This is a genomic window from Actinomycetospora sp. 2LY8.5 (assembly GCF_057180585.1).
In genome coordinates, this window is the sequence record NZ_JBXUHE010000005.1 from 24,051 (window position 1) to 47,360 (window position 23,310).

Below are 23,310 nucleotides of genomic sequence, written 5' to 3' on the forward strand. Positions count from 1 at the left end.
CTCGGGGCGTGCTGCGCCTGCTCGTCACCCCCCGCTGGATCGGGTGGACGCTGTTCGCGCTCGCGGCCGTCGTCGTGTGCGGCGGGATGGCGTACTGGCAGGTGATCCGCGCCGAGTCGCCCGGCGGATCGCTGCTGAACGCGGGCTACGCGTTCCAGTGGCCGCTGTTCGGGCTGTTCTTCGCCGCCCTGTGGTGGCGCATGCTGCGGGCCGAGGCGAAGGCGCTCGACGAGGCGCAGGCCGCGCGGCGGGTGCGGGAGGCGCCCGAGCCCGTGCGCGCCGCCCCGGCGGACTCGCCGTTCGGTCCGCGGCCGACCGGTGTCGCCACGAGGGTCGCGGACGCACCGCCGGGGTCCGAGCGCGCCCGCTGGAACACCATGTACGCCGAGCTGGCCGCAGCCGACAGGACGACCCCGAGCGAGGAGACCGATCGGCCGTGACCACCAGCTCCCCCGAGGCCCCGCCCACACCGGAGGTCGTGGCGGCGCTCAAGCGCTACCGCGTCGGGGCGTGGGTGGTCGGCGTCGGCCTGCTCGTGCTCGTGCTGATCGGGATGCCGCTGAAGTACATCTGGGGCGTCGACACCGTCGTGGCGATCGTCGGCCCGATCCACGGCTTCCTCTACATGGGCTACCTGTTGCTCACCGCGGACCTCGCCTACCGCGACCGCTGGCCGGTCGGGCGCGCGGTGCTCGTGGCGCTGGCGGGCACGATCCCGTTCGTGTCGTTCGTGGCCGAACGGAAGATCACGCGCCCGCTGCGGGATGCGAGGTAGGCCACAGGCCAGGCGCGGCGTCGTCGCAGCCGATGAGGTCGCGGACGGCCTGGCCGAGCTGACCGGGGCACGAGAGCGGTGCGGCGAACGGCAGCCGCACGTCGTGGTCGCCCGGCTCGGGGCTGTCGGTCTCGACGCGCAGCCGTAGACCGAACCGGTCGACGCCGAGCGGCGAGATCCGGTGACCGCGGCGGCGCAGGTGCGGCGGGAGCCGCGGGACGAGCGCGGAGAGCGTGCCGGCGTGCGCGGCGGCGAGGTGGGCGAGCCACGGGTCGCCGGTCGCCGCGACGGGGTCGGGAGGCGCGGCGGCCATGGCGGTCGGTGCGAGCGCCTCGGTGCCCTCGGCGTCGGAGAGCACGACCATCGCCGGCTCGAGGCGCAGCAGCGTCTCGCCGTGGCCGATGTCGAGGAGGCGCTCGTCGGGGAGCTCGGCGGCGATCCGCAGCGCGGCGCGGCGGGCCACCCGCATCGGGAGCACACGCAGGCGCCCGCTGACCCACAGCAGCCCGCGCACCGGGCGGCGCACCGTGACCGGCGCGACGTCGGCCAGCTCGAGCATGACCGGCAGCAGCGACTCCCCGCGCTCGCGCACCCGCAGGACCAACGGGTGGTCCTCGGAGAACTGCAACGTCGCGGCACCGGTCGAGGGCACGTGGTGCAGCGTCGGGGTGGCGCGCAGCTCGCCGTCCTCGTGGCCCGATCCCACCCACCCGCCGACCGCCTCCCCGATCACCGCGGCGTGCCGGGCGCGGCCCGCGAGTGTCCGTGCGCGTTCGGCGGGCGGCGGGACGGGCGGCGCGGGCGGTCGGCTCCTGGCCATCGGACTCCCTCGGTGCGGACGAACTAAGGGGAGCCTAATCAAACTTCCGCGTCGAACGCGAGTCCCCGCCGGGCCGGGTCCGTGAGAGGGAGTGGATCCCCGGACCGGTGGCCGGTGCCGGGCGGGCGCCCCGCTACCGTGCGGGTCGTGTCCACCGTCCCCGAGGCCGGCGGGGCACCGGTCGACGGTGTGCCCGCCCTGCTCCGAGCGATCGTCGACGACGCCGCGCTCGTCGCCGAGGGCGCGCGGCCGGACATGGCGACGGTCGTCGAGGAGCATCTCGCGGCCCGCGCCGACGACGCCGGCGGTCTGCTCGGCTCGTTGGTCGTCCCCGTGTCGCGCCTCTCCGAGCTCGTCAGTGTGCTGGTCAAGCGCCGTCCCTCGGCGCCCGTGCCGATCGCCCTGGCCGTCGACACCGGGCTCGGCGGCGTGCCCAAGGCCCTGTCGCTGACCTCCTCGCGCGCCGCCCTGCTCGACCCGCGCACCGTCGAGATGCCGGCGCCGCACGACGTCGACTCCGTCTGGCTCGAGCGCGTCACCGAGTTCGTGCCGGACGAGGTGGTCGCGGTCGTCGAGCCGCGCCGCCCCGACGCCGACGGCTCCGAGGACTGGCTGGACGGGGTCCGCCGGGTGGTCGACCACGGCTGCCGGCCCAAGCTGCGCTGCGGCGGTGGGCGCGCCGGCGCGTTCCCGGGCGTCCACGACGTCGCGGGGTTCCTCGCGCTGGCCGTCGGGGCGGGCCGCTCGTTCACCGCGAGCATCGGCCTGCAGTCGGCGGTCCGGCACACCGACCCCGACACCGGGTTCACCCACCACGGATGGCTGAACCTGCTCGTGGCCACCGTCCGCGCGCTCGCCCCGGGGACCGACAGCCCGGTCGAGGAGCGCATCGGCGAGGCCCTGCTCGTCGACGACGGTGACGCGCTGGCCGCCGAGCTCGGCGACGTCGGCCCCGAGGCCGCGGTGAGGGTGCGCTCGCTGTTCTCGTCGTTCGGGTCGACGGCGGTCGCCGTGCCGGGCCCGGAGCTCGCCCGCCTCGGCCTGCTCTGAAGGGATCCCGCGCCGCCCCGTACGCTCGGATGACGTGACAGGACAGCGGCCGGGAGACGCAGCGCAGCGGAGCTCGACCCGTCGGCCGGGAGACGCAGCGCAGCGGAGCTCGACCCGTCGGCCGGGAGACGCAGCGCAGCGGAGCTCGACCCATCGAGTGGCGTTCCTCGGGCCGCACGGCACCTTCTGCGAACAGGCCCTGCGCACCCTGGCGCCCGCCGTGCTGGGCGACGCCCTGGGCGACCCGGAGCCGGTGCTGCAGCCGTTCGCGAGCACCACCGCGGCGCTCGACGCCGTGCGCGCCGGGGACGCCGAGGCGGCCTGCGTGCCCGTGGAGAACTCCGTCGAGGGCGGGGTGCCGGCCACCATGGACGGGCTCGTGGAGACGCCGCCGCTGGTGATCGTGCGGGAGATCCTGCTGCCGGTGCGCTTCTCGGTGCTCGTGCGTCCCGGCACGACGGTCGACGACGTCGCGAGCGTCGCCTCCCACCCGCACGGCGAGGCCCAGACCCGCCGGTGGATCGCCGAGCACCTGCCCGCCGCGGAGGTGCGCCTGACCTCCTCGACGGCGGCGGCCGCCGCGCAGGTCGCCGCGGGCGAGGTCGACGCCGCGGTGTGCGCGCCGGTGGCCGCGGCGCACCACGGCCTGGTCGAGCTCGCGTCCGGGGTGCACGACACCGGCGACGCGGTGACGCGGTTCGTGCTGGTCCGCCCACCGGGGCCGCCCGGGCTGCCCGCACCGACGGGCGCCGACCGCACCTCGATCGCCGCGACCACGGTGAACCAGCCGGGTGCGCTGCTCGCGGTGCTCACCGAGATCGCGGTGCGGGGGGTGGATCTCACGCGCATCGAGTCGCGGCCGCTCAAGGACCGGCGCGGCGACTACTGGTTCTTCCTCGACGGCACGGGCCACGTCGCCGAGCCCGCGATGGGCGAGGCCCTGGCCGCGCTGCGCCGGCGCTGCACCGACGTGCGGTTCCTCGGCTCGTACCCGCGCGCGACCGTCGCGGGCGAGCAGGAGGTGGGCGCGGACCCCGGGCCGGGCCAGACCGTCAAGGACTACACCGAGGCGACCTCCTGGCTCGCCGCCCTGCGCGACGGGAGCGGCGCATGAGCGATCTGCGCCTCGTGCTCGCGCGCCACGGCCAGACGCCCTCGAACGTCGAGCACGTCCTCGACACCGTGCTGCCCGGCCCCCCGCTCACCGACCTCGGCCGCGCCCAGGCCCACGCGCTGGGCCGGGAGCTCGCCGAGGGCACCGAGGGCAGCGTGGCCGCGCTATACCACTCGCCGGCGCTGCGGGCGGCGGAGACCGCGGAGCTGGTCGCCGAGCACCTGGGCCTGGTGCCGATCGAGGTCCGCGGGGTGCACGAGGTGCAGGTCGGCGACCTCGAGGGCCGCAACGACGAGCCCGCCGTCGCGGCGTTCCGGCGGGTCGTCGACCGGTGGCTCGACGGCGACCTGGACGCCCGACACCCCGGGGGTGAGAGCGGGCGCGACCTGCTCGACCGCTACGAGCCCGTCGTCGCCGACCTGCGCGACCGCCACTCCGACGGCGGCACGGTCGTGCTCGTCAGCCACGGCGCCGCCCTGCGCCTCGCGGCCCAGGAGCTCGTCGAGCGCGTCGGTGTGCCGCCGCGCGACGAGGAGCACGTCGGCAACTGCGGGCGCGTCGTCCTGCGCCCGCGCGGCAGCGGGTGGGAGCTCGTGGCCTGGCGCAGCGCCGTCCCCGGTGGCCTGCCCGCCACCAACGACCCCACCGGCTGACCACCCTTGTGAGCACTTTCCGGGCCTATCGGCCCGGAAAGTGCTCACGTGAAGCTCAGCCCCAGCCCAGCCGGTGCAGGGTCTCCTCGTCGATGCCGAAGTGGTGCGCGATCTCGTGCACGACGGTGACGGCGACCTCCTCGCGTAGCTCGTCCTCGTCGGCGCAGACGTCCGCGAGCGCCAGGCGGTAGAGCGTGATCCGGTCGGGCAGGACGCCGCCGTAGTCGCTGTAGCGCTCGGTCAGCGCCACGCCCTCGTAGATCCCGAGCAGGTCGGGCTCCTCGCGGTGGCGGTCCTCGACGAGGACGACGACGTTGTCCATCGCCCGCGTCAGCGGCTCCGGGAGCTCGTCCAGCGCGTCGGCGACGAGCTCCTCGAAACGCGCGGGCCCGACGTCCACGGGGACGAACGCTAGCCGCCGCCGAGACCCGGGACCGGGAGCGACGGCACCTGGACACCGGGCTGTTGGCCGCCACCCGGCTGGCTCGCCGTGCCACCGGAGGCGCCGCCGTCGGGCGCCGGGGCGGTGGTCGAGGTGTCCGGGGTCGCCGCCGGTGCACCGGGGCGCAGGCTCGGCGCCGTGGACGGCGGCGCCTCGCCGCCGATGGTCACGCCCTCGGCGGCCTTCCCGGTCAGCGGGGCGAACCCGGAGCTGTCGGCGAGCAGCGAGCCGAGGTTGCAGCTCACCCGCCGGGTGCCGGCGGTCCAGGACTCCTCGGCGAGGTTGGTCCAGTACACGGTGAGCTTCGAGTCGGTGAGCTTCTGCGCCGAGCCGACGTACTGCTCGGCGATCCGCTGGCAGGTCGGCTGCAGGTAGTTGTCCTGCTCGTCGACCGACGGGAAGCCCTGGCGGAACTGGGTGCCGAGGTCGACGGTGCCCGCCACTTCGGCGGCATGGGTCTCGCCGCACGCGGTGGGGTCGGAGACCTCCTTGCCCGCGAGCCCGAGGCAGGTGCCCTGGTCGTACACGACGGCCTGGTCGGCGTCGGTGACGCGCCCGGTCGACGAGAAGAGCGCCCCGGTGCGTCCCGGCGCCTGCAGCCCGCAGCGCACGGTGCGGTCGCCGGCGTCCCAGGCGGCCTGGGTCGGCTTCAGCGCGCCGGCCTTGTAGCGCCCGGCCGGGTCCAGCCTGCCCTGCAGATAGGTGCGGGCCTGCGGCGTGCACTGGTCGGTGACGAGCTGCTGCCAGGCCGGGTCGGCCGGGAACGGCGCGCCGGGCGGCTGCGCGGCGTCGACCGCGCCGACGCTCTCGAACAGATGGGGCTGGGCGCAGTCGACCTCGCGCACGTCGCCGGCGTCGTCCCGGCTCCACGTCAGGCAGGCGCCCGGCTGGGTCGTCAGCGGCGGCGGACCGTCGTCCTCGCTCGACGAGGACGCCCCGGCCGGCCCGGACGGGGAGCCCGAGAGCCCCAGGACCTCGGGGCCGGACCCGGTGGCCGCGAGTGCGGTCGCGGCGACCAGCATGATCACCGCGCCCGCCAGCACGCCGACGACGCCGCGGCGGGCGGCACGGCGGCGGGGGTCGGCGGCGTCGTCGGAACCGAGGACGCGGTCGAGCCAGCGGTCCACACCGCGGGCGTCGCCGTCGACCCCGTTGTCGAATCTGTCGTCGCCGTCGGGGCCGCCGTCACCGGACGGCCCGGACTGGCGTTCCCGGAGCAGCATCGCCCTGTCATCATGCCGCTCCGGGATTCCCCGGGCCGGAAGACCCCGGGTCGGGCAGGATCGGTGGTGACCGGTGCGCGCCGGACGGCGCCGGGGAACGGTTGGGCGGAGGGGACCATGACAGGCCGAGACGACGAGCGGGACCAGCCGTCGGAGCGACGGACCGAGAACGTCGACCTGAACGCCTCCTCCGAACAGGCCCAGCGGCCCACCGAGAAGGTCGACACGTCCGCCGTGTCCGGCGGGCGACACCGCGGCTCCGACGAGACGGACGGCACCTCCGAGGGCGACGACACCGCGACGCCCCCGTCGGGCGTCCCCGCGGCCACCGCGGGCTCGGGCGGCGGCGAGCCGGCGGCGGTGGGTGCGGACGCGGGCTCGGGGGCGGGTGAGGACGAGCAGCGCCGCGGTCGCGTGCGCTACCAGGACCCGGCGACCACCAAGCCCCGCGAGCCCACGGTGGCCGAGCAGCGCGCCCGCCGCGAGGCCCAGCGCCGTGAGCGCGCCCAGCGCGACGCCGCCGAGGCCGCCGAGCAGCGCAAGCGCAAGATCCGCAAGCGCGTGCTGATCGGCGGCGGGGTGGCGGTCGGCGTCGTCGCGCTCGTGGCCGTCGTCTACGCGGCGAGCTCGCCCGACGAGGAGGTCACCGCCCAGTGCGTCGACCCCCAGGGCGTCGTCGTGCCCGACGAGAACTGCGGCGGGACGCAGCAGGGCGGCTACTACGACAGCAGCGGGGCCTTCGTGCCGATCTTCATCGGCGGCTTCGGCAACCAGTACCACTACAACTACGGCTCCAGCTCGCCCGTCGGCACGGTCGCGCAGGGCGGGTCGACGCGGCCGCCGGCCAGCGGCACCTCGGTGCGCAGCGGTACGTCGGGCAGCAGCCTCGGCAGCACCAGCAGCAGCGGCACGGTCAGCCGCGGCGGTCTCGGCGTCGGCGGCAGCTCGAGCAGCGGCACGAGCAGCGGGTCGGGCAGCTCGAGCAGCGGCTCGTCGGGCGGCAGCTCGTCGGGCAGCTAGGCGAAGACCGGGATACGGCAGGATCACGGGCGTGGAGCGCGCGACCGGAAAGCCCCGTCCCGGCTGGCAGCAGACGATCGAGGAGCAGGGGCTGGTGTTCGGCACGCCCGCGGCCGGGCTGAACGGCGCCCGGCCGTACTGGGACGAGTCGGTGCACTACGTCCTCGACATGGCCGAGGTGCTCTCGCTCGAGGCCGACGTCGAGCTCCTGCACTCGATGTGCCTGGAGGCGGTGGACCACGTCGTCACCACCGAGCGGTTCCGCGACTTCGCGCTGCCGGAGTGGTGCTGGGAGCAGGTCGCGGCCTCGTGGCGCCGGGGCGACCCGCACCTCTACGGCCGCTTCGACCTGCGCTACGACGGATCGGGCCCGGCGAAGCTCATGGAGTACAACGCCGACACCCCGACGACGCTGCTCGAGGCCTCGATCTGCCAGTGGTACTGGCTCAAGGACGTCCACCCCGACGACGACCAGTGGAACTCGCTGCACGAGAAGCTGGTGGAGCGCTGGGGTGAGATCGCCGCGAAGCTGCCCCGTAGCGAGGTCCACTTCTGCTGGTCGCAGGCCGACCCGACCGGCGAGGACCACGTCACGACGGCCTACCTGCAGGAGTGCGCCGCCGAGGCCGGGCTCGACACCGTCGGGCTCGCGATCGAACAGCTCGGCTGGGACTCCGCGCTCGACCGGTTCGTCGACCTCGAGGAGTCGCCGATCGCCGTCGTCGACAAGCTCTACCCCTGGGAGTGGGTGCTCGGCGACGACTTCGGCAAGCACGTCACCCGCAGCCTGCCCGAGACCACGTGGATCGAGCCGCTGTGGAAGACGCTGCTGTCGAACAAGGCGCTGCTCGCGGTGCTGTGGGAGATGTACCCGGGGCACCCGAATCTGCTCCCGGCCTCGCTGGGCGACCCCGGGATGCTCACCGAGTACGTGCGCAAGCCCCTGCTCGGCCGTGAGGGCGCGAACATCGCGGTCGTCGCCCCCGGCTACGAGACCGAGACCGGCGGGGTCTACGGCGAGGAGGGCTACGTCTACCAGCTCTTCGACCCCCTGCCCGAGTTCGACGGCTACCGCCCCGCGCTCGGCGCCTGGATCGTCGGCGACACCTCCGCGGGTCTCGGCATCCGCGAGACCACCGGGCTCATCACCGACAACGGCGCGGCGTTCGTGCCCCACCGCATCCCGGACTGAGCGACCCCCGTCCCGGGGGGTTCTCGGCGGGGCCGCCCGGACGACCTAGGCTCCCGGCACGTTGTCCGCTCCGCCCGCGACCCCGGCACCGTCCGAGGCCCCGATCCCGGGGGACACGAGCATCCCGGACCGGCGTCCCGGCGGCCGCTCGCTGTTCGTCTGGGCGCTGCTGACGATCCTGCTCGGGATCGCGGTCCCGCTCGCCCCGGTGATCGCGCAGGACACGACCGTGACCTGGCCCGATCCGAACGCGGCCGCGGGTGCGCCCCTATCCACCACGCTCACCCTGAGCCCGCCGCGCCCGCTGACGTTCGCGGCGACCGTGCCGTGCAGCGCCCTGCGGGCCGGGGGCGACGTCCTGCGCACCCTGCCCGCGGACGCGGGCAGCGCCGGCCTGACGGTCTCCTCGACCGGCGCCGCGATGCAGGTCGACGTGTCCGGCCGGTCGGTGCTCACCGGCTCGGTACCACCCGCCGACTGCCGGCTGGACCTGGCGGTCGACGGGCAGGGCCTGCGCGCCCAGCTCGACGGCCGCGCGCTGCCGCTGACCTGCGGGGCGTGTCGCGACGTCCTGCCCCCGCAGGTCAGCAGGCTCTCGACGAGCACCGACGGCACGCCGGCCACGGCCGGTCTCGGGGTGACGCTGCAGACCGACGACCGCTACGCGTCGACCCCGAGCCCGCTGAAGACCGTGCTGCTGGCGGGGCACCTGATCGCCCTCGCGGTCCTGCTCGTGCTGGTGCACCGGCGCGGAACGTGGCGCGGCGGGCACGGGCGCATCGGCGCCCGCGGGTGGTTCGACCGGCTGCGACGCCACGCCTCGTGGGCGGACGCGCTGGTCGTGGCGGTCTCGGTCGGCTGGCTCGTGGTCGGGCCGCTGGACTTCGACGACAGCTGGTACCCGCTGATGGCGCGGGACGCCGGCGAGGCCGGGTACGTGGGCAACGCCGTCTACATGTTCAACGTCACCGAGAACCCGTTCGTGGTCTCGCAGTACGCGGCCCAGCTCTGGGGGGCGATCGGGGGCTACGGCCTGGTCTGGCAGCGCTGCCTGCCGCTGCTGTTCGGGCTCGCGACGTGGGCGATGCTGCGGGCGTTCTTCGTCCTGCTCGCGCGCCGTACCGACGTCCGGCCCGCGCGGGTCCCGTGGGCACTGCTGCTGGCCCACCTCGTGTGGTGGCTGCCGTTCGGGCTGACGCTGCGCCCGGAACCGCTGATCGTGCTGCTCTCGGTGGTGGTGCTGCTGCTCGTCGAGCTGGCGCGCGAGCGGGAGGTCCCGATCCTCTGGGTCGGCGCGGTGATGGCGGCGGCGCTCGCGCTGGCCTGCTCGCCGACGGGTCTCGTGGCGGCCGCGCCGCTGCTGGTGGAGATCCCCCGGGCGGGGCCGCGGATCCTCGCGGCGCCCCGCGCACAGCAGCTCGGGGCCGTCCTGGTCGCGGGCGCGGCGGCGAGCGTCGCGATCCCCGTCGCCTTCGCGGACGCCTCGCTCGGGGACGTCCTCGAGGCCTCGGCGGTGCACGCCTGGTACTACGACACCGTCCCCTGGTACGACGAGCTGGTCCACTACCAGACCCTCCTGCGACCCGGCGAGACACCGTGGGGGCAGCGGGCGCCGGTCCTCATCACGCTCGCGACGGCCGCGCTGGTCGCGGCGGGCAGCGCGCACCGCGGGCCCGACGACGACGCGCTGCGCCGGGTGCTGCTGCACTCCGCGGCGACCACCGCCGTCGCGTTCGCGCTCGTGGCCGGCAGCCCGACCAAGTGGGTCCTGCACTTCCCGGCGGTCGCCGCGTCGGGCACCGTGCTCCTCGCGGTCGCACTGCTGCGCGGGCCGATGCCGCGCCACGAGCGGGCCCTGGCGACGACCGGGGGCGTGGCCGTGCTCGTCGTCGCCGCGGCCGTCAGCTTCGCCGGGTGGAACGTGTGGCGCCCCTACAGCGACCGCGGCCAGCCCTTCGGCGACCACGCCGACCCCGACCCCACGGCGCTGAGCGAGAACCTCCTCGCGCCCCACCTCGGATCGGTGTTCCTGCGCAACCCGCTCGTCTGGATCGCGGTCGCGCTGCTCGCCGCGGCCTGGGGGCAGTGGGCGCGACGCCGGTGGCCCGACCGTGACCTGCTCCGCCCCGAGCCCGAGCGGGCCGTCCTGGCGGCGGCCTGCGTCGCGGTCGTGGTCGGCATGGTCGGCGTGATGGTGCTGGCGCCGCTGCGGCAGTACCCGGGATGGACGGTCGCGCTCGGCAACGCCAAGGACATCGCGCGCGCCGAGTGCGGGCTGGAGAGCAACGTGACCGTGCTCCGCCCGACCCCGGTCCCGCTCGGCGCACCGACCGGACCCGCCGTGCCGTCGGGCGACATGGTCGACGACACCCGCGTCCCGCCGCCGCGACCGGTCCCCGGGCTCGGGCGCGTCTGGCACGACGACGTCGCCGGCTCCACGGGGCGGGCCGGGCTCGTGACCGGCTGGTACCCCGTGCCGACGGGCACCGGCGGATCCGACGTGCTCGTGCCCCTGCTGGCCGCGAACGACCCCGACGAGGCCGTCTCGGTCGAGTTCGGCCGCGGCGGCTCGGTGGTGGGGCGCACGTCGATCGACTACCTGCCCAACACCGACGGTCGGGCGTGGCAGGAGCGACCCGTCTCGCTCGTGGACGCGCCGCCCGGCGTGGACGCGGTGCGGGTCGTCGTCGAGCGCGGCGGGTCCGTGGGCGAGGACCGGCTCGCGGTGGCCGAGCCGCGCCTGGCGCGCCCGGAGCCGATCCAGGGCGTCATCGACGGTGCGCCGGCTCTGGCCGACCAGAGCTCGTCGAGCCTGTGGCCGTGCGTCGACCAGGTCGCCGTGCACGACGGCATCGCCCCCGCCCCGGCCTTCCGGCTCTCGGTCGACGAGGACCTGACCGGCGCGACGATCAACGCCCAGGACTGGAACGCGCGCGGCGGCGTCTGGCGGCTCGACGACCTGGAGTCCACCTACGTCACGCTCGCGACCGCGGTGCGCCCCGGCGGCGTGCCCGCGAAGCCCTGGGGCCGGGTCGAGGCGGTGGTCCGCGACCTCCCGTCCGGCCGCTACGGAGTGATCACGAGCGAGCGCTCCCGGGCCGGCTGGGAGCGCGGTCCGACCCTCGCGAGGGAGGACTACGCCGGCGTGGAGTACCAGGGCGCCGTCGGATAGATCGGTGCCCTAGTCTGGCGCCCCGATCGTCTGTGATGGAGGGTCTCCCCGGTGCTCGCTCCCGATTTCTGGCCCACGATGGGTGTGAACATCGGCCTCATCGTGGTGTACGCGGTGATCGGCGCGGTGCTGATGTACATCGGCTACTTCGCGATCGACCTCACGACCCCTGGTGATCTCCGCGGCCTGGTCCGTGAGGGCCGGCCGAACGCCGTGGTGGTCTCCGCCGCCGGGCTGGTGTCGATGGCACTGATCATCGTGACCGCCATCTACGTCTCCGGTGGCGGTTTCGTCGCCGGCATCCTCAACACGTCGATCTACGGTCTGGTCGGGATCATCGCCCAGGTCCTCGCGGTGCGCGGTCTCGAGCGCGTCGCGCGCCTGGACGTCGACGGGTGCCTGCACGACGACCGGTTCACCTGGGACTCGGCGATGATCGCGGCCATGCACGTCGCCCTCGGTCTCGTCGTCGCGGTGGCGGTCATCTAGCGGACACACCGCCCACCCCGAGACCCCTGACGGGCTCTTCACAACTTATTCTCCACTCCGGTGCGTACTCCCCGGTTCACCCCGCTCGCGACCCCGTGCTCCCCGCGGGGCGCTCGGTGACGACGCTGGTGCGTGCCGACCAGGCCTCGCCCCACGACGACGAGCCCGGCCGGGCGCCGCGCCTGGGTGCCCGCGCCGTCCTGGTGTGGGCGATGCTCACGATCCTGCTCGGGATCGCCGTCCCGCTCGCCCCGGTGACCGCGCAGGACACCACGGTCACGTGGCCGGACCCGGCGGCCGCCGCCGGCGCGCCGGTGTCGACGCAGCTCGCGCTCAACCCGCCCCGCCCGCTCGGGTTCTCGGCCGAGGTGCCGTGCACGGCGCTGCGGGCAGGTGGCGACGTCCTGCGCACCCTGCCGGGCGACCCGCGCGGCGGCGGGCTGGTGCTCGCGTCCGGGGGTGGCGTCGCGAGCCTGACCGTCTCGGGGCGCACGGTGGCCGCGGGCCCGATCCCGCCCGGGGACTGCACGCTCGCGATCACCGTCGACGAGGCGGGCCTGCGGGTCATGCAGGACGGCGTGCCGCTGCCGCTCGCGTGCGGCGACTGCGCCGCGGTCCTGCCGCCGATCATGGCCCAGCTCTCGACGAGCACCGACGGCACGCCCGCGTCCGCGGGCCTCGGGGTCACCGTGCGCACCGACGACCGCTACGCGTCCACCCCGGGCCCGCTGAAGACGACCCTGCTCGTCGCCCACCTCGTCGCGCTCGCGGTGCTGCTCGTGCTCGTCTACCGGCGGGGCCGGTGGCGGAAGGTCCGGGGGCTCGTCGCCCCGCGGACGTGGCCCGCGCGCCTGCGGCGTCACCTGTCCTGGGCCGACGGCCTGGTGGTGGCGATCTCGGCGGGCTGGGTGCTCGTCGCCCCGATGAACTTCGACGACAGTTGGTACCCGCTGATGGCGCGGGACGCCGGCGAGGCCGGGTACGTCGGCAACGCCGTCTACATGTTCAACGTCACCGAGAACCCCTTCGTGGTCTCGCAGTACGCGATGCAGGCCTGGGGCGCGATCGGGGGCTTCGGGCTGGTCTGGCAGCGCTGCCTGCCGTTGCTGTTCGGGCTGCTGACGTGGGCGCTGCTGCGCGCCTTCTTCATCCTGATCTCGCGGCGCACCGCGGTCCGCCGGGGCTGGGTGCCGTGGGCGCTGCTGGTCGCGCACCTGTTGTGGTGGCTGCCGTTCGGCCTGACCCTGCGCCCCGAGCCGCTGATCGTGCTGCTCTCGGTGGTGGTGCTCCTGCTGGTCGAGGTCGCCCGCGACCGCGGCACCCCGATCCTCTACGTCGGCGCGGTGATGGCGGCGGCGCTCGCGCTGGCCTGCTCGCCGACGGGCCTGGTGGCGGTCGCGCCGCTGCTGGTGGAGATCCCGCGCGCCTGGCCGCACATGATGGCCGCGCCGCGACGCCAGCAGTTCGCGCTGCTGGTCGTGCTCGGGGCCGCGTCCTCGCTCGCCGTCCCGTTCGCGTTCGCCGACGCCTCGCTGGGCGACGTCATCGAGGCCTCGGCCGTGCACGCGTACTACTACGACACCGTCCCCTGGTACGACGAGCTCGTCCACTACCAGACCCTGCTCGGGCCGGGCCGGACACCGTGGGCCCAGCGCGCGCCGATCCTCATCACGCTCGCGGTGACGCTGCTGGTGGCGGCGGGCAGCGGGCGCAGCGGGCCGGAGGACGACGCCCTGCGCCGGGTGCTCCTCCATGCCGCGGCGACCACCGCGCTCGCCTTCGTGCTCGTCGCCGCCAGCCCGACCAAGTGGGTGCTGCACTTCCCGGTGATCGCGGCGTCGGGCACCGTGCTCATCGCCCTCGCGCTGCTGCGCGGCCCGATGCCGCGCCACGACCGGGCGCTGGCCACCGTCGGCGGGGTCGCGGTGCTGGTCATCGCGACGTCGGTGAGCTACGCCGGCTGGAACCTGTGGCGCCCCTACACCGACCGCGGCCAGTTCTTCGGCGACCACGCCGACCCCTATCCGACGCCGTTGAGCCTGAACCTGCACGCGCCGCACCTGGGGCCGGTGTTCCTGCGCAACCCACTCGTCTGGGTCGGGGTCGCGCTGCTCGCGGCGGCGTGGGCGACCTGGTCGCTGCGGCGCTGGCCGGACCGCGACCTGCCCCGTCCCGAGCCCGACCGCGCGCTGCTCGCGGTCGCGTGCGGCAGCGTCGTCGTCGGCCTGATCGCGGTCATGGTGCTGGCCCCGGTGCGCCAGTACCCGGGCTGGACGGTCGCGCTCGGCAACGCCAAGGACATCGTGCGCCAGGGCTGCGGGCTCGAGGACAACGTCAGCGTCCTGCGGCCGACCCCCACGGCACTCGGCCCGCCGGTCACCCCGGCGGTCACGACCGGGGACTTCGTCGACGACACCGTGGCCCCGACACCGCTGCCGGTGCCCGGGCTGGGCCGCGTGTGGCACGACGAGACCGACGACTCCAGCGGACGCGGCACCGTCGTCACCGGCTGGTACCCGGTGCCGCCCGATTCGGGGGCGACCGACGTGGTCGTGCCGATGCTCGAGTCCGGCCCGCCCGACGAGCAGGTGTCGGTCGAGTTCGGCGACGGCCCGGCCGCGAACCCGCGCGTCCTCGGGCGGACCCCGATCGACTACCTCCCGCAGGCCGACGACCGGACCTGGCAGCAGCGGCCCGTCTCGCTGCGCGACGCACCCGGCGACCCGACGTTCGTGCGCGTCGTCGTCGACACCACGGGGGCGCGCGGCACCGACCGCCTGGCCGTCGCCCAGCCGTTCCTGGCGAAGCAGGAGCCGATCGCGCCGCTGCTCGAGGGGCAGCCGGTGCTCGTCGACCAGATGTCGACCGTGCTGTGGCCCTGCGTGGACCAGGTCGCCTCGCACGACGGCATCGCGCCGCCCTCGACGGTGCGCATCCACGCCGACGAGGACCTGACCTCGGCGTACTACGGGCTGCAGGACAACCGGTACCGCGGTGGCGTCTGGCGCTTCGACACCGTCGGCGCCACCTACATCCGCCTCGCGACGGCGGTCGCCCCCGGCCGCGAGGCCGCGAAACCCTGGGGCCGCGTGGACCTCGTCGTGCGCGACCTCCCCACCGGACGCTACGGCCTGACGACGACCGAGCGCTCGAAGTCCGGGTGGGAGCGCGGGCCGACGCTCGCGCGCGAGGAGTACGTGGGCGTGGAGTACCAGGGAGCGGTGGGTTAGGTCGACGGGACGTTGCTCGGCGCCGGCGAGGTGGCCATGCTGCGGTGGGCGGGTCACGGCATCGCCGTCGCCATCGGTCACCCGGATGTGCTCCACGTCGCGGACGAGGTCACCGCGAGCAACCTCGAGGACGGGCGTCGCGTCCGTCCTGGAGAGACGGTTCTGGCGAACCCGTGAACGAACCGCCGCCCCGCGTGGCGCGATGGACCACCGCGGGGGTCGTTGTCAAGGCCCGCGTACCATCTCGCGCCGGAGCCCGATCAGGACATCCTCGCCGGCAGGAGGGACGACCACGTGCTCGATCGTGCCGAGGGACCCGGCGGTGCCGGTGGGGCCGTCGGCCCGGCCCGGGGCGAGGTCGCGGTCCTGCGGACCGTCCAGCACCGCGTCGGCACCCCGCCGGTGGTCGCGGCGGCCCGGGCGATGTCCTTCTTCGGCGAGCACGCCGCCGGGTGGGTCGCCCTCGGCGCCCTCGGCGCGGCGCTGGACGTCCCGCGCCGGCGCCAGTGGGCCACCGCGGTCGGCGGTGTCGTCGTCGCCCACGGCGCCTCGATCGCCGTCAAGCGCGTCGTGCGCCGCCGCCGGCCCCACGACCCGCGCGTGGCCGTCCACGTCGGGACCCCCAGCCGTCTGAGCTTCCCCTCCTCGCACGCCTCGTCCACCACCGCGGCCGCCCTGCTCTACGCCGGGCTGCTCGGCGGTGCCTCGGCCGGCGGCGCGACCGTCCTCGTGCCCGGCATGGCGCTCTCGCGCCTGGTGCTGGGCGTCCACTACCCGACCGACGTGCTGGCCGGCACGGCGCTCGGTGCGGCGTGCGCCCTCGGCGCGCGCCACTTCGTGCGCCGGGGCTCGATCGGCCGCTGGAGGACCGCATGACACCCGTCACGCCGCCCAGCTCCGCCCGCGAGCAGGAGGGCACGCAGAGCGCCGAGGACGTCGGCACCGTCGACGGCACCGACATCCCGGAGCCCGCGCCGGTGACGAAGGACCGGCCGCGCCCGGTCGCGGTGCCGCTGGGCCTGCTCCAGGCCATGCGCCCGCGCCAGTGGGTGAAGAACGTCCTCGTGCTGGCCGCGCCGTTCGCGGCGGGCCGGCTGCTCGACCTCACGGTGCTGCCGGACGTCGCGCTCGCGTTCGTCGCCTTCTCGCTGGCCGCGTCCGGTGTCTACCTGATCAACGACACCAAGGACGTCGAGGCGGACCGGGCGCACCCGAAGAAGCGCTACCGCCCGATCGCCGCCGGCATCGTGCCGCCGACGCTCGCGGTGGTCACCGGGATCGTGCTGTTCGCGGCGGCGATCGCGGTCAGCTTCGTCGCCGACCCGGATCTCGCCCTGGTCACCGCGATCTACGTCGTGGTGCAGCTGGCGTACTGCCTGTGGCTCAAGCACGAGCCCGTCATCGACATCTGCATCGTCTCGTCGGGCTTCCTCATGCGGGCGATCGCCGGTGGTGCCGCGGCCGGGCTGTACCTCTCGCCCTGGTTCCTGCTGACGATGGCGTTCGGCTCGCTGTTCATGGCCTCGGGCAAGCGCTACGCCGAGATGCGGCTCTCCGAGCGCACCGGCGCGAAGATCCGCAAGTCGCTGGAGCGCTACTCGGCGTCCTACCTGCGCTTCGTGTGGTCGCTCTCGGCCACCGTCGTGATCATGGCTTACGGGCTGTGGGCGTTCGGCATCGGCGTCACCGCGATGCCCGGCCGGCTGCCCTCGGCGCCGTCGACCTGGGCGATCGTCTCCATCGTCCCGTTCGTGGTGGCGGTGCTGCGCTACGCGGTCGACGTCGACGGCGGCAACGGCGGCGAGCCCGAGGAGATCGTGCTCGGCGACCGCGTGCTGCAGGTCCTCGGCCTGATCTGGGTCGTGCTCATCGGCCTCGCGGTCTACACGGCGGTGGCCCACCAGTGACGGCCCGGCCGGCGCGCGAGCTCCTCGGGGGGCTCGTGCGCTACGGCCTGGTCGGGCTGGCCAACGCGGCCACCTACTACGGCACCTACCTGCTGGCGCACCCGTCCGCCGGCTACCTCGCCGCGCACGCCGTCGGGCTGGGCGCGGCGATGGTCGTGTCGTTCTTCCTGAACTGCCGGTTCACGTTCCGGGTGCGCCCGACGTGGACCCGGTTCCTGCTCTACCCCGCCTCGCAGATCGTCAACGTGCTGGCGACGACGGTCGGCGTCGTCGGCCTGGTCCACCTCGGGGTCGACGAGCGCCTCGCGCCGCTGCTCGCCGCGGCGCTGGCGGTGCCGGTGAGCTTCCTCGCCGCCCGGCTCGTGCTCACCCGCGCGCCGATCGGCCCGGCGTCGCCCGTGGTGTCGTGGGACGCGCCGACCGGTCCGATCCCGCTCGGGGGACGCTGACCCTCAGCGGCGCTCGACCGTGAGCGTGGTCCACGCGCCGACGTGGATCCGATCGCCGGAGCGCAGCGCCACCGGCGTGTCCGGGGTCAGGGGCGCCTCGGCGTAGTTCAGCGTCGTGCCGTTGGTCGAGCCCGCGTCGATGACCACCCACCGGTCGCGGGGCAGCGCCAGGAGCACGGCGTGCAGCTTGGAGACGCCGGGATCGCGCGGGGGGCCGCCCAGGTCGATCTCGAGGACGTCCGGTCCACCGCGACCGACGCGTGTCTCCTCCGCGGTCAGCGTGACCTCTCGCGGCGGGAGGTCGGCGGGGAACTCGCCGGGGGTGGTGGTGCCGTCGGCGCTGCCCCGGGCGAGGACGAGGTCGTGGTACTCGCGATCGGCCCACACCGTCACGACCCACGCGCCGGGCGGGGAATCGTCGCTCACCGGTCGACCACCCCCTCCCCGTCGAGCGGGATGGGCCCGGTGCGCTCGTCGGGGCCGCGTGCGTCGACGGTCACCGACGCGCGCCCGGCGACGTCCGCGGGCGGCACGATCGGGATCAGGGCGAGCGTCGCGTTGTCGTGGCCGCCGTCGTCGAGCGCGGCGGCGAGCAGGGCGGCCGCGGCGGCGAGCGCCGGGTGGTCGGGCACGCCGGTCTCCTCGACGTTCTCCGCCGTCGCGGTGCCGGAGAGCCCCGGCCGCGCGAGCCGGGCGAGGATCTCGGGGTCGGGCAAGTGGTTCCACAGCCCGTCGCTGCACAGCAGCAGCAGGCCGGGAACCCCCAGCCGCACGCGGCGGGCGTGCGCCGGGCCGCTGGGGGCGTCGCGGCCCAGCCAGCGCGTCAGGACGTGCGCGCGACGGTCGCGCGCGGCCTCCTCGCGCGACAGGATCCCGGCATTGGCGATCTCCTCGGCCCACGAGTCGTCGGTGGACAGCAGGCGCGACGAGCCGTCGCCGGCGAGCCAGTAGGCCCGGCTGTCACCGATCCACGAGACCACGGCCTCGCCGCCGCGCACGACCGCCGCGACGTAGGTGCAGGCAGGGCTGTCGCCGCCGCCGAGCCCGAGGTCGGCGGCGGCGGTGGCGGCCGCCGCGGAGGCCGCGGTGGCCAGCGCGTCGAGCTCGCCGGAGACCCCGGTGCCGGCGCGACCGCTGCTCGCCGGGGCCTCGCCGGTGCTCGCCTCGGTGTCCGCCGGCTCGCGGGTCTCCGTGCCCACCGGCCCCGTGTCGCGGGCCGAGATCGCCGGGAAGCCGGTCGGTGGCGTGGCGGGCGCGGCCGCGGTCTCCAGCGCGGCCCCCACGGCGGCGCCGACGGCGGCCAGGGAGGCCTCATCGCCCCGGCGCGCGGAGGCCACGCCGTCGCAGACGACGGCCACCCAGGTCTCGACGCGGTCGTCGCCGGTGCCCTCGACCCGCCGCCCGAGCTCGACGGCGTCCTCGTTGCGGCGGCGGCGCAGCCCGCGGTCGGTGATCGCGGCGGCGTCGCCCAGGGTCAGCTCGACGTGGTCGCGCAGCACCGGGCGCGTCGCGCCGCAGCTCGGGCACGTGCCGCCGGTCGCCGCGGGCCCCTCGTCGCCGCACTGCGGGCACGGCGGCGGGGTGCCGTCGGCGAGCTCGACGCGCAGATCGGTGCGCTCGACCAGCGGCCCGCCGCCGGTCCCGGCCATCTCCATCACGGGATCGGTGCTCCTCGGGCGTCGCGGTGGTCGCCGGCGGGGTCGGCCGGACGGCCCTCGCCACGTCGGGTGGGTCCATCCTCCGGGTGCGCCCGGGCGGCGACGCCGACCTCCACGCCGGAGTCGCCCGGTCGGGCGGTGTCGTCGGGGTAGCGGTCCCGAACACGCTGCGCCTCCGCGGCGAACGCCTCGACGCTGCGGTGCCGGCGGGCGGGGTCGGCGTCGGTGGCGCGGGCGAGCAGCGCCACGAGGTCCGGGTCGTCGCGCAGCACCGGCACCCCGGCCGGGTCCGGCAGGCGCAGGGCGTGGTTGCGCAGATGGTCGAAGTCGACGAGCAGCACCGCGAGCGTGCGCCCGAGCGCGAAGACCTCCGAGGCGACCGACGGGCCGGGACCGCCGGGGTGGATCTCGGGCGCGACGAAGCCGGTCGTGGTCCACACGTCGCTCTCGCGGTCCTCGACGCGCCGCACGCTGCCCAGGTCGAGCACGGTGATCCCGTGATGGAGACCGGCGGGCCCGCGCAGCAGGTTGCTGGGGTTCACGTCGGCGTGCAGCAGGCCGTGCCGGTGCAGCGCCGCGACCGGCGGCACGGCCCCGAGCACGGCGTCGAGCGCCTCGGCGGGTGGGACGGGCCGGGACGCGGACAGCGCCTCGCCGGGCACGTGATCGAGCACGAGCAGACGCACGTCGCCGTCCCGCCCGTCGGCCCGGACGACGTCGCGGGCGTGCACGAGACCGGGCACGTCGAGGGCGAGCAGGACCTCGGTCTCGTCGACCGCCAGCGCGCCGGCGGCGGGCCCCTCGGGACCCTCGAGCCTGCCGAGGACGACCAGCGCGCCGTCCCGCCCGCGCGTGGCGGTGTACGACCACCCCCGCGCGCCGCGCACCAGCGGGGCGCGCACCCGGTAGCGGTCGGCGCGCCCGGCGAGCTCGGTGCCCGCCGCGAGGTCCGGCCGGACGTCGTACGCGGCACCGCACCACGGGCAGGTGCCGCGCTCGGGACCCGGGCGGCCCGAACGGCCCCGCCCGACGGGCCCGTCGCAGCGCGCGCAGAACCGCGCCTGCTCGGGGACCGGGGGACCGCTGGTCCCCGCGCCGGGTCCGTCCATGTCGTTCTCCGCCGTTTCTGCCGGTGTCTGGTGAACCATCGTGTCATCGCCGTGCGAGCGACCGCTCTCCGCCATCGGCCGTGGATCATCAGGGGCCGGAAGACGCTCCCCCGTCCGGGTGGCGAGCGACACCCGCTCAGCTCACACGCACGTCGATCGGGGTTTCCGGGAGCGCTCCCGGGGAGGGTGCCCGGGCCGATCGGGCCGTGGCCTGCCATGCTGTCGCGGCACCGAAGCCGATCGGGGGGTTGGGTGCCGCGCCTACAGCAGGCCCGGCGCGCGGCCGTCCGCGCGAGAAAGTCCGGAGGTCGTGCCGTGAGCGCAACCGACGACGCCGACCGTCCCGTCGGGTCTCCTGTGGGATCCGACGAGCTGACCGGGGACCGGTCCGCCCAGCACCGCCGACCCGAGGCCGACGACCTCACCGACCGGGCCAGCATGCCCGCCTCGGGGGCCTCGACGCCCGCCGCCACGCCGAGCGGATCCGGATCCGGATCCGGATCCTCGGACACGACGGCGCCCACCCCGTCGAGTCCGTCCGGCGCGTCCGGCGCGTCCGATGCCTCGTCCATCTCCGACGCGGCGGCGGATGCGGAGCGCGCCCTGGCCCAGGCCGCGCGCGACGCCGAGCAGGCGGTGCGCGACGCGCACACCGACGGCACCCAGGCCGTGGAGAAGGGGTTCGCCGACGCCCAGCGCGCGACCGAGCGCGCCTACGAGGAAGCCGCGGCGAAGAACGACCGGCTGTCCTGACCCCCCGGCCGTTCGCCGGACCAGGTCGCGTCGTCGTCCTGCGGCGACGTGCGGGTCCGGCGACCGAGCTCGCTCCGCGCACGAGGCAGGTGAGACATGGCGGTCCAGGTCCGCATCACGGCGGACGGTCTCGTCGTGCGCTTCACCGGGGCCGACCGCGTGTGGGCCTGCCGTCGTGGGGTGTACCTGCCACTGAGCCGCGTGCTGCTGGCCCGCCCCATGACCCGCCGTGACGCGGTGACGGCGAGTCCCCGGGTCCACCTGCCCGGGGTCAGCGTGCCGCGGGTGCTGCGCGCCGGCTCGTACGGCGTCGGGGAGCGTCGCCAGCTCTGGATGGTGCGGCGGGCGGAGCGCCTGCTCGCGATCTACCTGCGCGGCGACCCGTACCACCGGGTCGTCATCGAGGTCGCCGACCCGGAGGAGACGAGCCGGACGATCAACGAGGCACTGCCCCCGCGGCGGCTCCCGGCCTGAGGCGCGCCGCGCGCATGTGAGCAGCGGGCTCACATGCCGGAGGCACCCTCGGCGACGAGCGGCGCGAGGAGCATGTCCGGGTTGTTCTGGGCCACGGCCTGCAGGCGCCACTTGTGCGGGAAGAGAGCCAGCCGCTCCCCGTCGAGGCGCCGAGTGAGGACCTCGATGCCGACGGCGCCCTTGAGGCCCGCGGCGCCGGCCTCGTCGGTGCGGCGGGCGAGCGTGTACTCGAGCCGGTCGAGCTTGACCGGGGCGCCGAACTCGTCCGCCAGTCGGGCCGACACGACCTCGAACTGCAGCGGGCCGACCGCCGCCAGCACCGGCGCCTGGTCGCCGCGCAGGTCCGACGACAGCACCTGGATGACGCCCTCGGAGTCGAGCTGCTCGATGCCCTTGCGGAACTGCTTGGTCTTCGACATGTCGGCCACCCGGCAGACCGCGAAGTGCTCGGGGGCGAAGCTCGGGATGGTCGGGAACGTGACCTGCTCGTCGGCCCACAGGGTGTCGCCGGGCCGCAGCGCGGTCGCGTTGACGAGCCCGACGATGTCGCCCGGGAAGGCCTCCTCGATCGTCGAGCGGTCGCGTCCGAACATCGCCTGCGCGTACTTGGTGGCGAACGGGCGCCCGGTGGCGTCGTGGGTGAGCACCATGCCGCGCTCGAAGCGCCCCGAGCAGATCCGCACGAACGCGACACGGTCGCGGTGTGACTTGTCCATCGAGGCCTGCACCTTGAACACCAGCCCCGAGAACGGCGCCTCGACCGGGCGCGGTTCCCCCTTCCGGTCAGGGCGGGGCCCGGGCGGCGGGGCCAGCTCGACGAGCGCGTCGAGCAGCCGGGCCACCCCGACGTTCGACAGTGCCGAGCCGAACATGACCGGCGTCGCCGTGCCGGCCTGGAACGCCTCGTCGTCGAAGCCGGCGCCGATCTCGTCGAGCAGCGCGAGCTCCTCGGTCGCCCGCTCCCAGTCCGCGCCCTCCTCGGCGGCCGCCCGCTCGGCGTCGAGGACCTCCGAGGTCGCGCGTGAGGCACCGTGGGCGGCGCGGGTGAAGCGGTGCATCGTGCCGTCGGCGCGCTCGACGAGGCCGCGCAGGTCGCCGGCGATGCCCACCGGCCACGTGATCGGCATCGGGCGCAGGCCGATCGTCTGCTCGACCTCGTCGACCAGCTCGAGCGGCTCGCGGCCCGGGCGGTCCCACTTGTTGACGAACGTCAGCACCGGCACGCCGCGGTCGCGGCAGACGTCGAAGAGCTTGAGGGTCTGGGGCTCGAGGCCCTTGGCGGCGTCGAGCAGCATGACCGCGGCGTCGACGGCGGCGAGCACCCGGTAGGTGTCCTCGGAGAAGTCGCCGTGGCCGGGGGTGTCGAGCAGGTTGATGACCTGGTCGCGGTAGGCGAACTGGAGCACCGCGGAGGTCACCGAGATGCCCCGCTCGCGCTCCATGTCCATCCAGTCGGACGTGACGCCCTTGCGTCCGCCCTTGCCGTGCACCGCGCCCGCCGCCGAGATGACCTCGGCGTGCAGGGCCAGCGCCTCGGTGAGGGTGGACTTTCCGGCGTCCGGGTGGCTGATCACCGCGAACGTGCGGCGCCGCCGCGCCTGGATCCCGGGGTCCCCGGCCTCTGAGGACACGGCCCCTGACGACACGGCCTCCGACGGGGCCGACACCGCGGTCATCGCTGTTCCTCCCTCACACGCCCGCCTCGCGGGTCGAGCTCCGCCACGCTGCGTCTCCCGCCACGCTGCGTCTCCCGCCACCTCGACGGCCCGCAGGCGAGGGT

23 protein-coding genes are annotated in these 23,310 nt (G+C 75.4%); 16 read left to right on the forward strand and 7 right to left on the reverse strand.

The window, feature by feature from the left end; all coding sequences use genetic code 11:
* Positions 1-8: 8 nt before the first annotated feature.
* Complete coding sequence (locus AC2A1K_RS08515) at positions 9-440, forward strand: hypothetical protein (protein WP_483895894.1); 432 nt, start codon at positions 9-11, stop codon at positions 438-440.
* Entirely contained in the window at positions 437-775 is a 339-nt protein-coding gene (locus AC2A1K_RS08520; protein ID WP_483895895.1) for a DUF3817 domain-containing protein, read from the forward strand. Before AC2A1K_RS08515 ends, AC2A1K_RS08520 begins: the two co-directional genes overlap by 4 nt.
* Here the strand turns inward: AC2A1K_RS08520 and AC2A1K_RS08525 are convergent.
* Entirely contained in the window at positions 747-1,595 is an 849-nt protein-coding gene (locus AC2A1K_RS08525; protein ID WP_483895896.1) for a DUF2470 domain-containing protein, read from the reverse strand. The genes AC2A1K_RS08520 and AC2A1K_RS08525 overlap by 29 nt on opposite strands.
* 147 nt (positions 1,596-1,742) lie before the next feature.
* Between AC2A1K_RS08525 and AC2A1K_RS08530 the strand changes: the two genes are divergently transcribed.
* From AC2A1K_RS08530 to AC2A1K_RS08540, 3 genes are all read left to right on the forward strand, one after another.
* Positions 1,743-2,645, forward strand: coding sequence for a hypothetical protein (locus tag AC2A1K_RS08530; RefSeq protein WP_483895897.1), 903 nt, complete (start codon positions 1,743-1,745; stop codon positions 2,643-2,645).
* 157 nt (positions 2,646-2,802) lie between these two features.
* Entirely contained in the window at positions 2,803-3,759 is a 957-nt protein-coding gene (gene pheA, locus AC2A1K_RS08535) for a prephenate dehydratase (RefSeq protein ID WP_483895898.1), read from the forward strand.
* The gene (locus AC2A1K_RS08540; RefSeq protein WP_483895899.1) at positions 3,756-4,412 is read left to right on the forward strand and encodes a histidine phosphatase family protein; all 657 of its coding nucleotides are present in this window, start codon (positions 3,756-3,758) and stop codon (positions 4,410-4,412) included. Before pheA ends, AC2A1K_RS08540 begins: the two co-directional genes overlap by 4 nt.
* 55 nt (positions 4,413-4,467) lie before the next feature.
* On the opposite strand, the gene AC2A1K_RS08545 is transcribed toward AC2A1K_RS08540, so the two are convergent.
* Both AC2A1K_RS08545 and AC2A1K_RS08550 read right to left on the reverse strand, forming a co-directional pair.
* Entirely contained in the window at positions 4,468-4,812 is a 345-nt protein-coding gene (locus AC2A1K_RS08545) for a metallopeptidase family protein (RefSeq protein ID WP_483895900.1), read from the reverse strand.
* Positions 4,813-4,823: 11 nt separating this feature from the next.
* A complete protein-coding gene (locus AC2A1K_RS08550) occupies positions 4,824-6,077 on the reverse strand; it encodes a septum formation family protein (RefSeq protein WP_483895901.1) in 1,254 nt (417 codons plus the stop codon).
* Between the two features lie 117 nt (positions 6,078-6,194).
* Here AC2A1K_RS08550 and AC2A1K_RS08555 point away from each other — a divergent pair, with 117 nt between their 5' ends.
* From AC2A1K_RS08555 to AC2A1K_RS08595, 9 genes are all read left to right on the forward strand, one after another.
* A complete protein-coding gene (locus AC2A1K_RS08555; RefSeq protein WP_483895902.1) occupies positions 6,195-7,097 on the forward strand; it encodes a hypothetical protein in 903 nt (300 codons plus the stop codon).
* Between the two features lie 31 nt (positions 7,098-7,128).
* A complete protein-coding gene (locus tag AC2A1K_RS08560) occupies positions 7,129-8,289 on the forward strand; it encodes a glutathionylspermidine synthase family protein (protein WP_483895903.1) in 1,161 nt (386 codons plus the stop codon).
* Between the two features lie 61 nt (positions 8,290-8,350).
* Positions 8,351-11,461, forward strand: coding sequence for an arabinosyltransferase domain-containing protein (locus AC2A1K_RS08565; protein WP_483895904.1), 3,111 nt, complete (start codon positions 8,351-8,353; stop codon positions 11,459-11,461).
* Between the two features lie 78 nt (positions 11,462-11,539).
* Positions 11,540-11,950, forward strand: a complete 411-nt coding sequence (locus tag AC2A1K_RS08570; protein WP_337704879.1) for a DUF350 domain-containing protein — start codon at positions 11,540-11,542, stop codon at positions 11,948-11,950.
* Between the two features lie 116 nt (positions 11,951-12,066).
* Positions 12,067-15,180 (forward strand): arabinosyltransferase domain-containing protein, encoded by a 3,114-nt coding sequence (locus tag AC2A1K_RS08575; RefSeq protein ID WP_483895905.1) that lies wholly within the window; start codon positions 12,067-12,069, stop codon positions 15,178-15,180.
* A 36-nt stretch (positions 15,181-15,216) separates the two neighbouring features.
* The gene (locus AC2A1K_RS08580; protein WP_483895906.1) at positions 15,217-15,357 is read left to right on the forward strand and encodes an HAD family hydrolase; all 141 of its coding nucleotides are present in this window, start codon (positions 15,217-15,219) and stop codon (positions 15,355-15,357) included.
* Between the two features lie 117 nt (positions 15,358-15,474).
* The gene (locus AC2A1K_RS08585; protein WP_483895907.1) at positions 15,475-16,056 is read left to right on the forward strand and encodes a phosphatase PAP2 family protein; all 582 of its coding nucleotides are present in this window, start codon (positions 15,475-15,477) and stop codon (positions 16,054-16,056) included.
* The gene (locus AC2A1K_RS08590) at positions 16,053-17,087 is read left to right on the forward strand and encodes a decaprenyl-phosphate phosphoribosyltransferase (RefSeq protein WP_483895908.1); all 1,035 of its coding nucleotides are present in this window, start codon (positions 16,053-16,055) and stop codon (positions 17,085-17,087) included. The genes AC2A1K_RS08585 and AC2A1K_RS08590 overlap by 4 nt, the downstream gene beginning before the upstream one ends.
* Entirely contained in the window at positions 17,084-17,536 is a 453-nt protein-coding gene (locus tag AC2A1K_RS08595; protein WP_483895909.1) for a GtrA family protein, read from the forward strand. Before AC2A1K_RS08590 ends, AC2A1K_RS08595 begins: the two co-directional genes overlap by 4 nt.
* A 3-nt stretch (positions 17,537-17,539) precedes the next feature.
* On the opposite strand, the gene AC2A1K_RS08600 is transcribed toward AC2A1K_RS08595, so the two are convergent.
* From AC2A1K_RS08600 to AC2A1K_RS08610, 3 genes are read right to left on the reverse strand one after another with little or no spacing between them, the layout of a single operon-like run.
* A complete protein-coding gene (locus AC2A1K_RS08600) occupies positions 17,540-17,962 on the reverse strand; it encodes an FHA domain-containing protein (protein WP_483895910.1) in 423 nt (140 codons plus the stop codon).
* Positions 17,959-19,191 carry a PP2C family protein-serine/threonine phosphatase gene (locus AC2A1K_RS08605; protein WP_483896158.1) on the reverse strand — a complete coding sequence of 411 codons (1,233 nt, stop codon included), beginning with the start codon at positions 19,189-19,191 and terminating at the stop codon, positions 17,959-17,961. Before AC2A1K_RS08605 ends, AC2A1K_RS08600 begins: the two co-directional genes overlap by 4 nt.
* Positions 19,191-20,303, reverse strand: coding sequence for a protein kinase domain-containing protein (locus AC2A1K_RS08610; RefSeq protein WP_483895911.1), 1,113 nt, complete (start codon positions 20,301-20,303; stop codon positions 19,191-19,193). The genes AC2A1K_RS08605 and AC2A1K_RS08610 overlap by 1 nt, the downstream gene beginning before the upstream one ends.
* Before the next feature lie 315 nt (positions 20,304-20,618).
* Between AC2A1K_RS08610 and AC2A1K_RS08615 the strand changes: the two genes are divergently transcribed.
* Positions 20,619-21,056, forward strand: a complete 438-nt coding sequence (locus AC2A1K_RS08615) for a hypothetical protein (RefSeq protein WP_483895912.1) — start codon at positions 20,619-20,621, stop codon at positions 21,054-21,056.
* 96 nt (positions 21,057-21,152) lie between these two features.
* Entirely contained in the window at positions 21,153-21,530 is a 378-nt protein-coding gene (locus tag AC2A1K_RS08620; RefSeq protein ID WP_483895913.1) for a hypothetical protein, read from the forward strand.
* A gap of 29 nt (positions 21,531-21,559) precedes the next feature.
* On the opposite strand, the gene AC2A1K_RS08625 is transcribed toward AC2A1K_RS08620, so the two are convergent.
* On the reverse strand, positions 21,560-23,206 hold the full coding sequence (locus AC2A1K_RS08625) for a peptide chain release factor 3 (RefSeq protein ID WP_483895914.1): 1,647 nt from the start codon (positions 23,204-23,206) through the stop codon (positions 21,560-21,562).
* Positions 23,207-23,310: the final 104 nt, after the last annotated feature.

Excerpts from the sequence above, each read along its gene's own strand:
- AC2A1K_RS08620 (WP_483895913.1), top strand. The coding sequence starts at position 21,153 with ATGGCGGTCCAGGTCCGCATCACGGCGGACGGTCTCGTCGTGCGCTTC.
- AC2A1K_RS08540 (WP_483895899.1), top strand. The coding sequence starts at position 3,756 with ATGAGCGATCTGCGCCTCGTGCTCGCGCGCCACGGCCAGACGCCCTCG.
- AC2A1K_RS08580 (WP_483895906.1), top strand. The coding sequence starts at position 15,217 with ATGCTGCGGTGGGCGGGTCACGGCATCGCCGTCGCCATCGGTCACCCG.
- AC2A1K_RS08590 (WP_483895908.1), top strand. The coding sequence starts at position 16,053 with ATGACACCCGTCACGCCGCCCAGCTCCGCCCGCGAGCAGGAGGGCACG.
- AC2A1K_RS08625 (WP_483895914.1), bottom strand. The coding sequence starts at position 23,206 with ATGACCGCGGTGTCGGCCCCGTCGGAGGCCGTGTCGTCAGGGGCCGTG.
- AC2A1K_RS08570 (WP_337704879.1), top strand. The coding sequence starts at position 11,540 with ATGGGTGTGAACATCGGCCTCATCGTGGTGTACGCGGTGATCGGCGCG.
- AC2A1K_RS08555 (WP_483895902.1), top strand. The coding sequence starts at position 6,195 with ATGACAGGCCGAGACGACGAGCGGGACCAGCCGTCGGAGCGACGGACC.
- AC2A1K_RS08605 (WP_483896158.1), bottom strand. The coding sequence starts at position 19,191 with ATGGAGATGGCCGGGACCGGCGGCGGGCCGCTGGTCGAGCGCACCGAT.
- AC2A1K_RS08550 (WP_483895901.1), bottom strand. The coding sequence starts at position 6,077 with ATGCTGCTCCGGGAACGCCAGTCCGGGCCGTCCGGTGACGGCGGCCCC.
- AC2A1K_RS08610 (WP_483895911.1), bottom strand. The coding sequence starts at position 20,303 with ATGGACGGACCCGGCGCGGGGACCAGCGGTCCCCCGGTCCCCGAGCAG.
- AC2A1K_RS08525 (WP_483895896.1), bottom strand. The coding sequence starts at position 1,595 with ATGGCCAGGAGCCGACCGCCCGCGCCGCCCGTCCCGCCGCCCGCCGAA.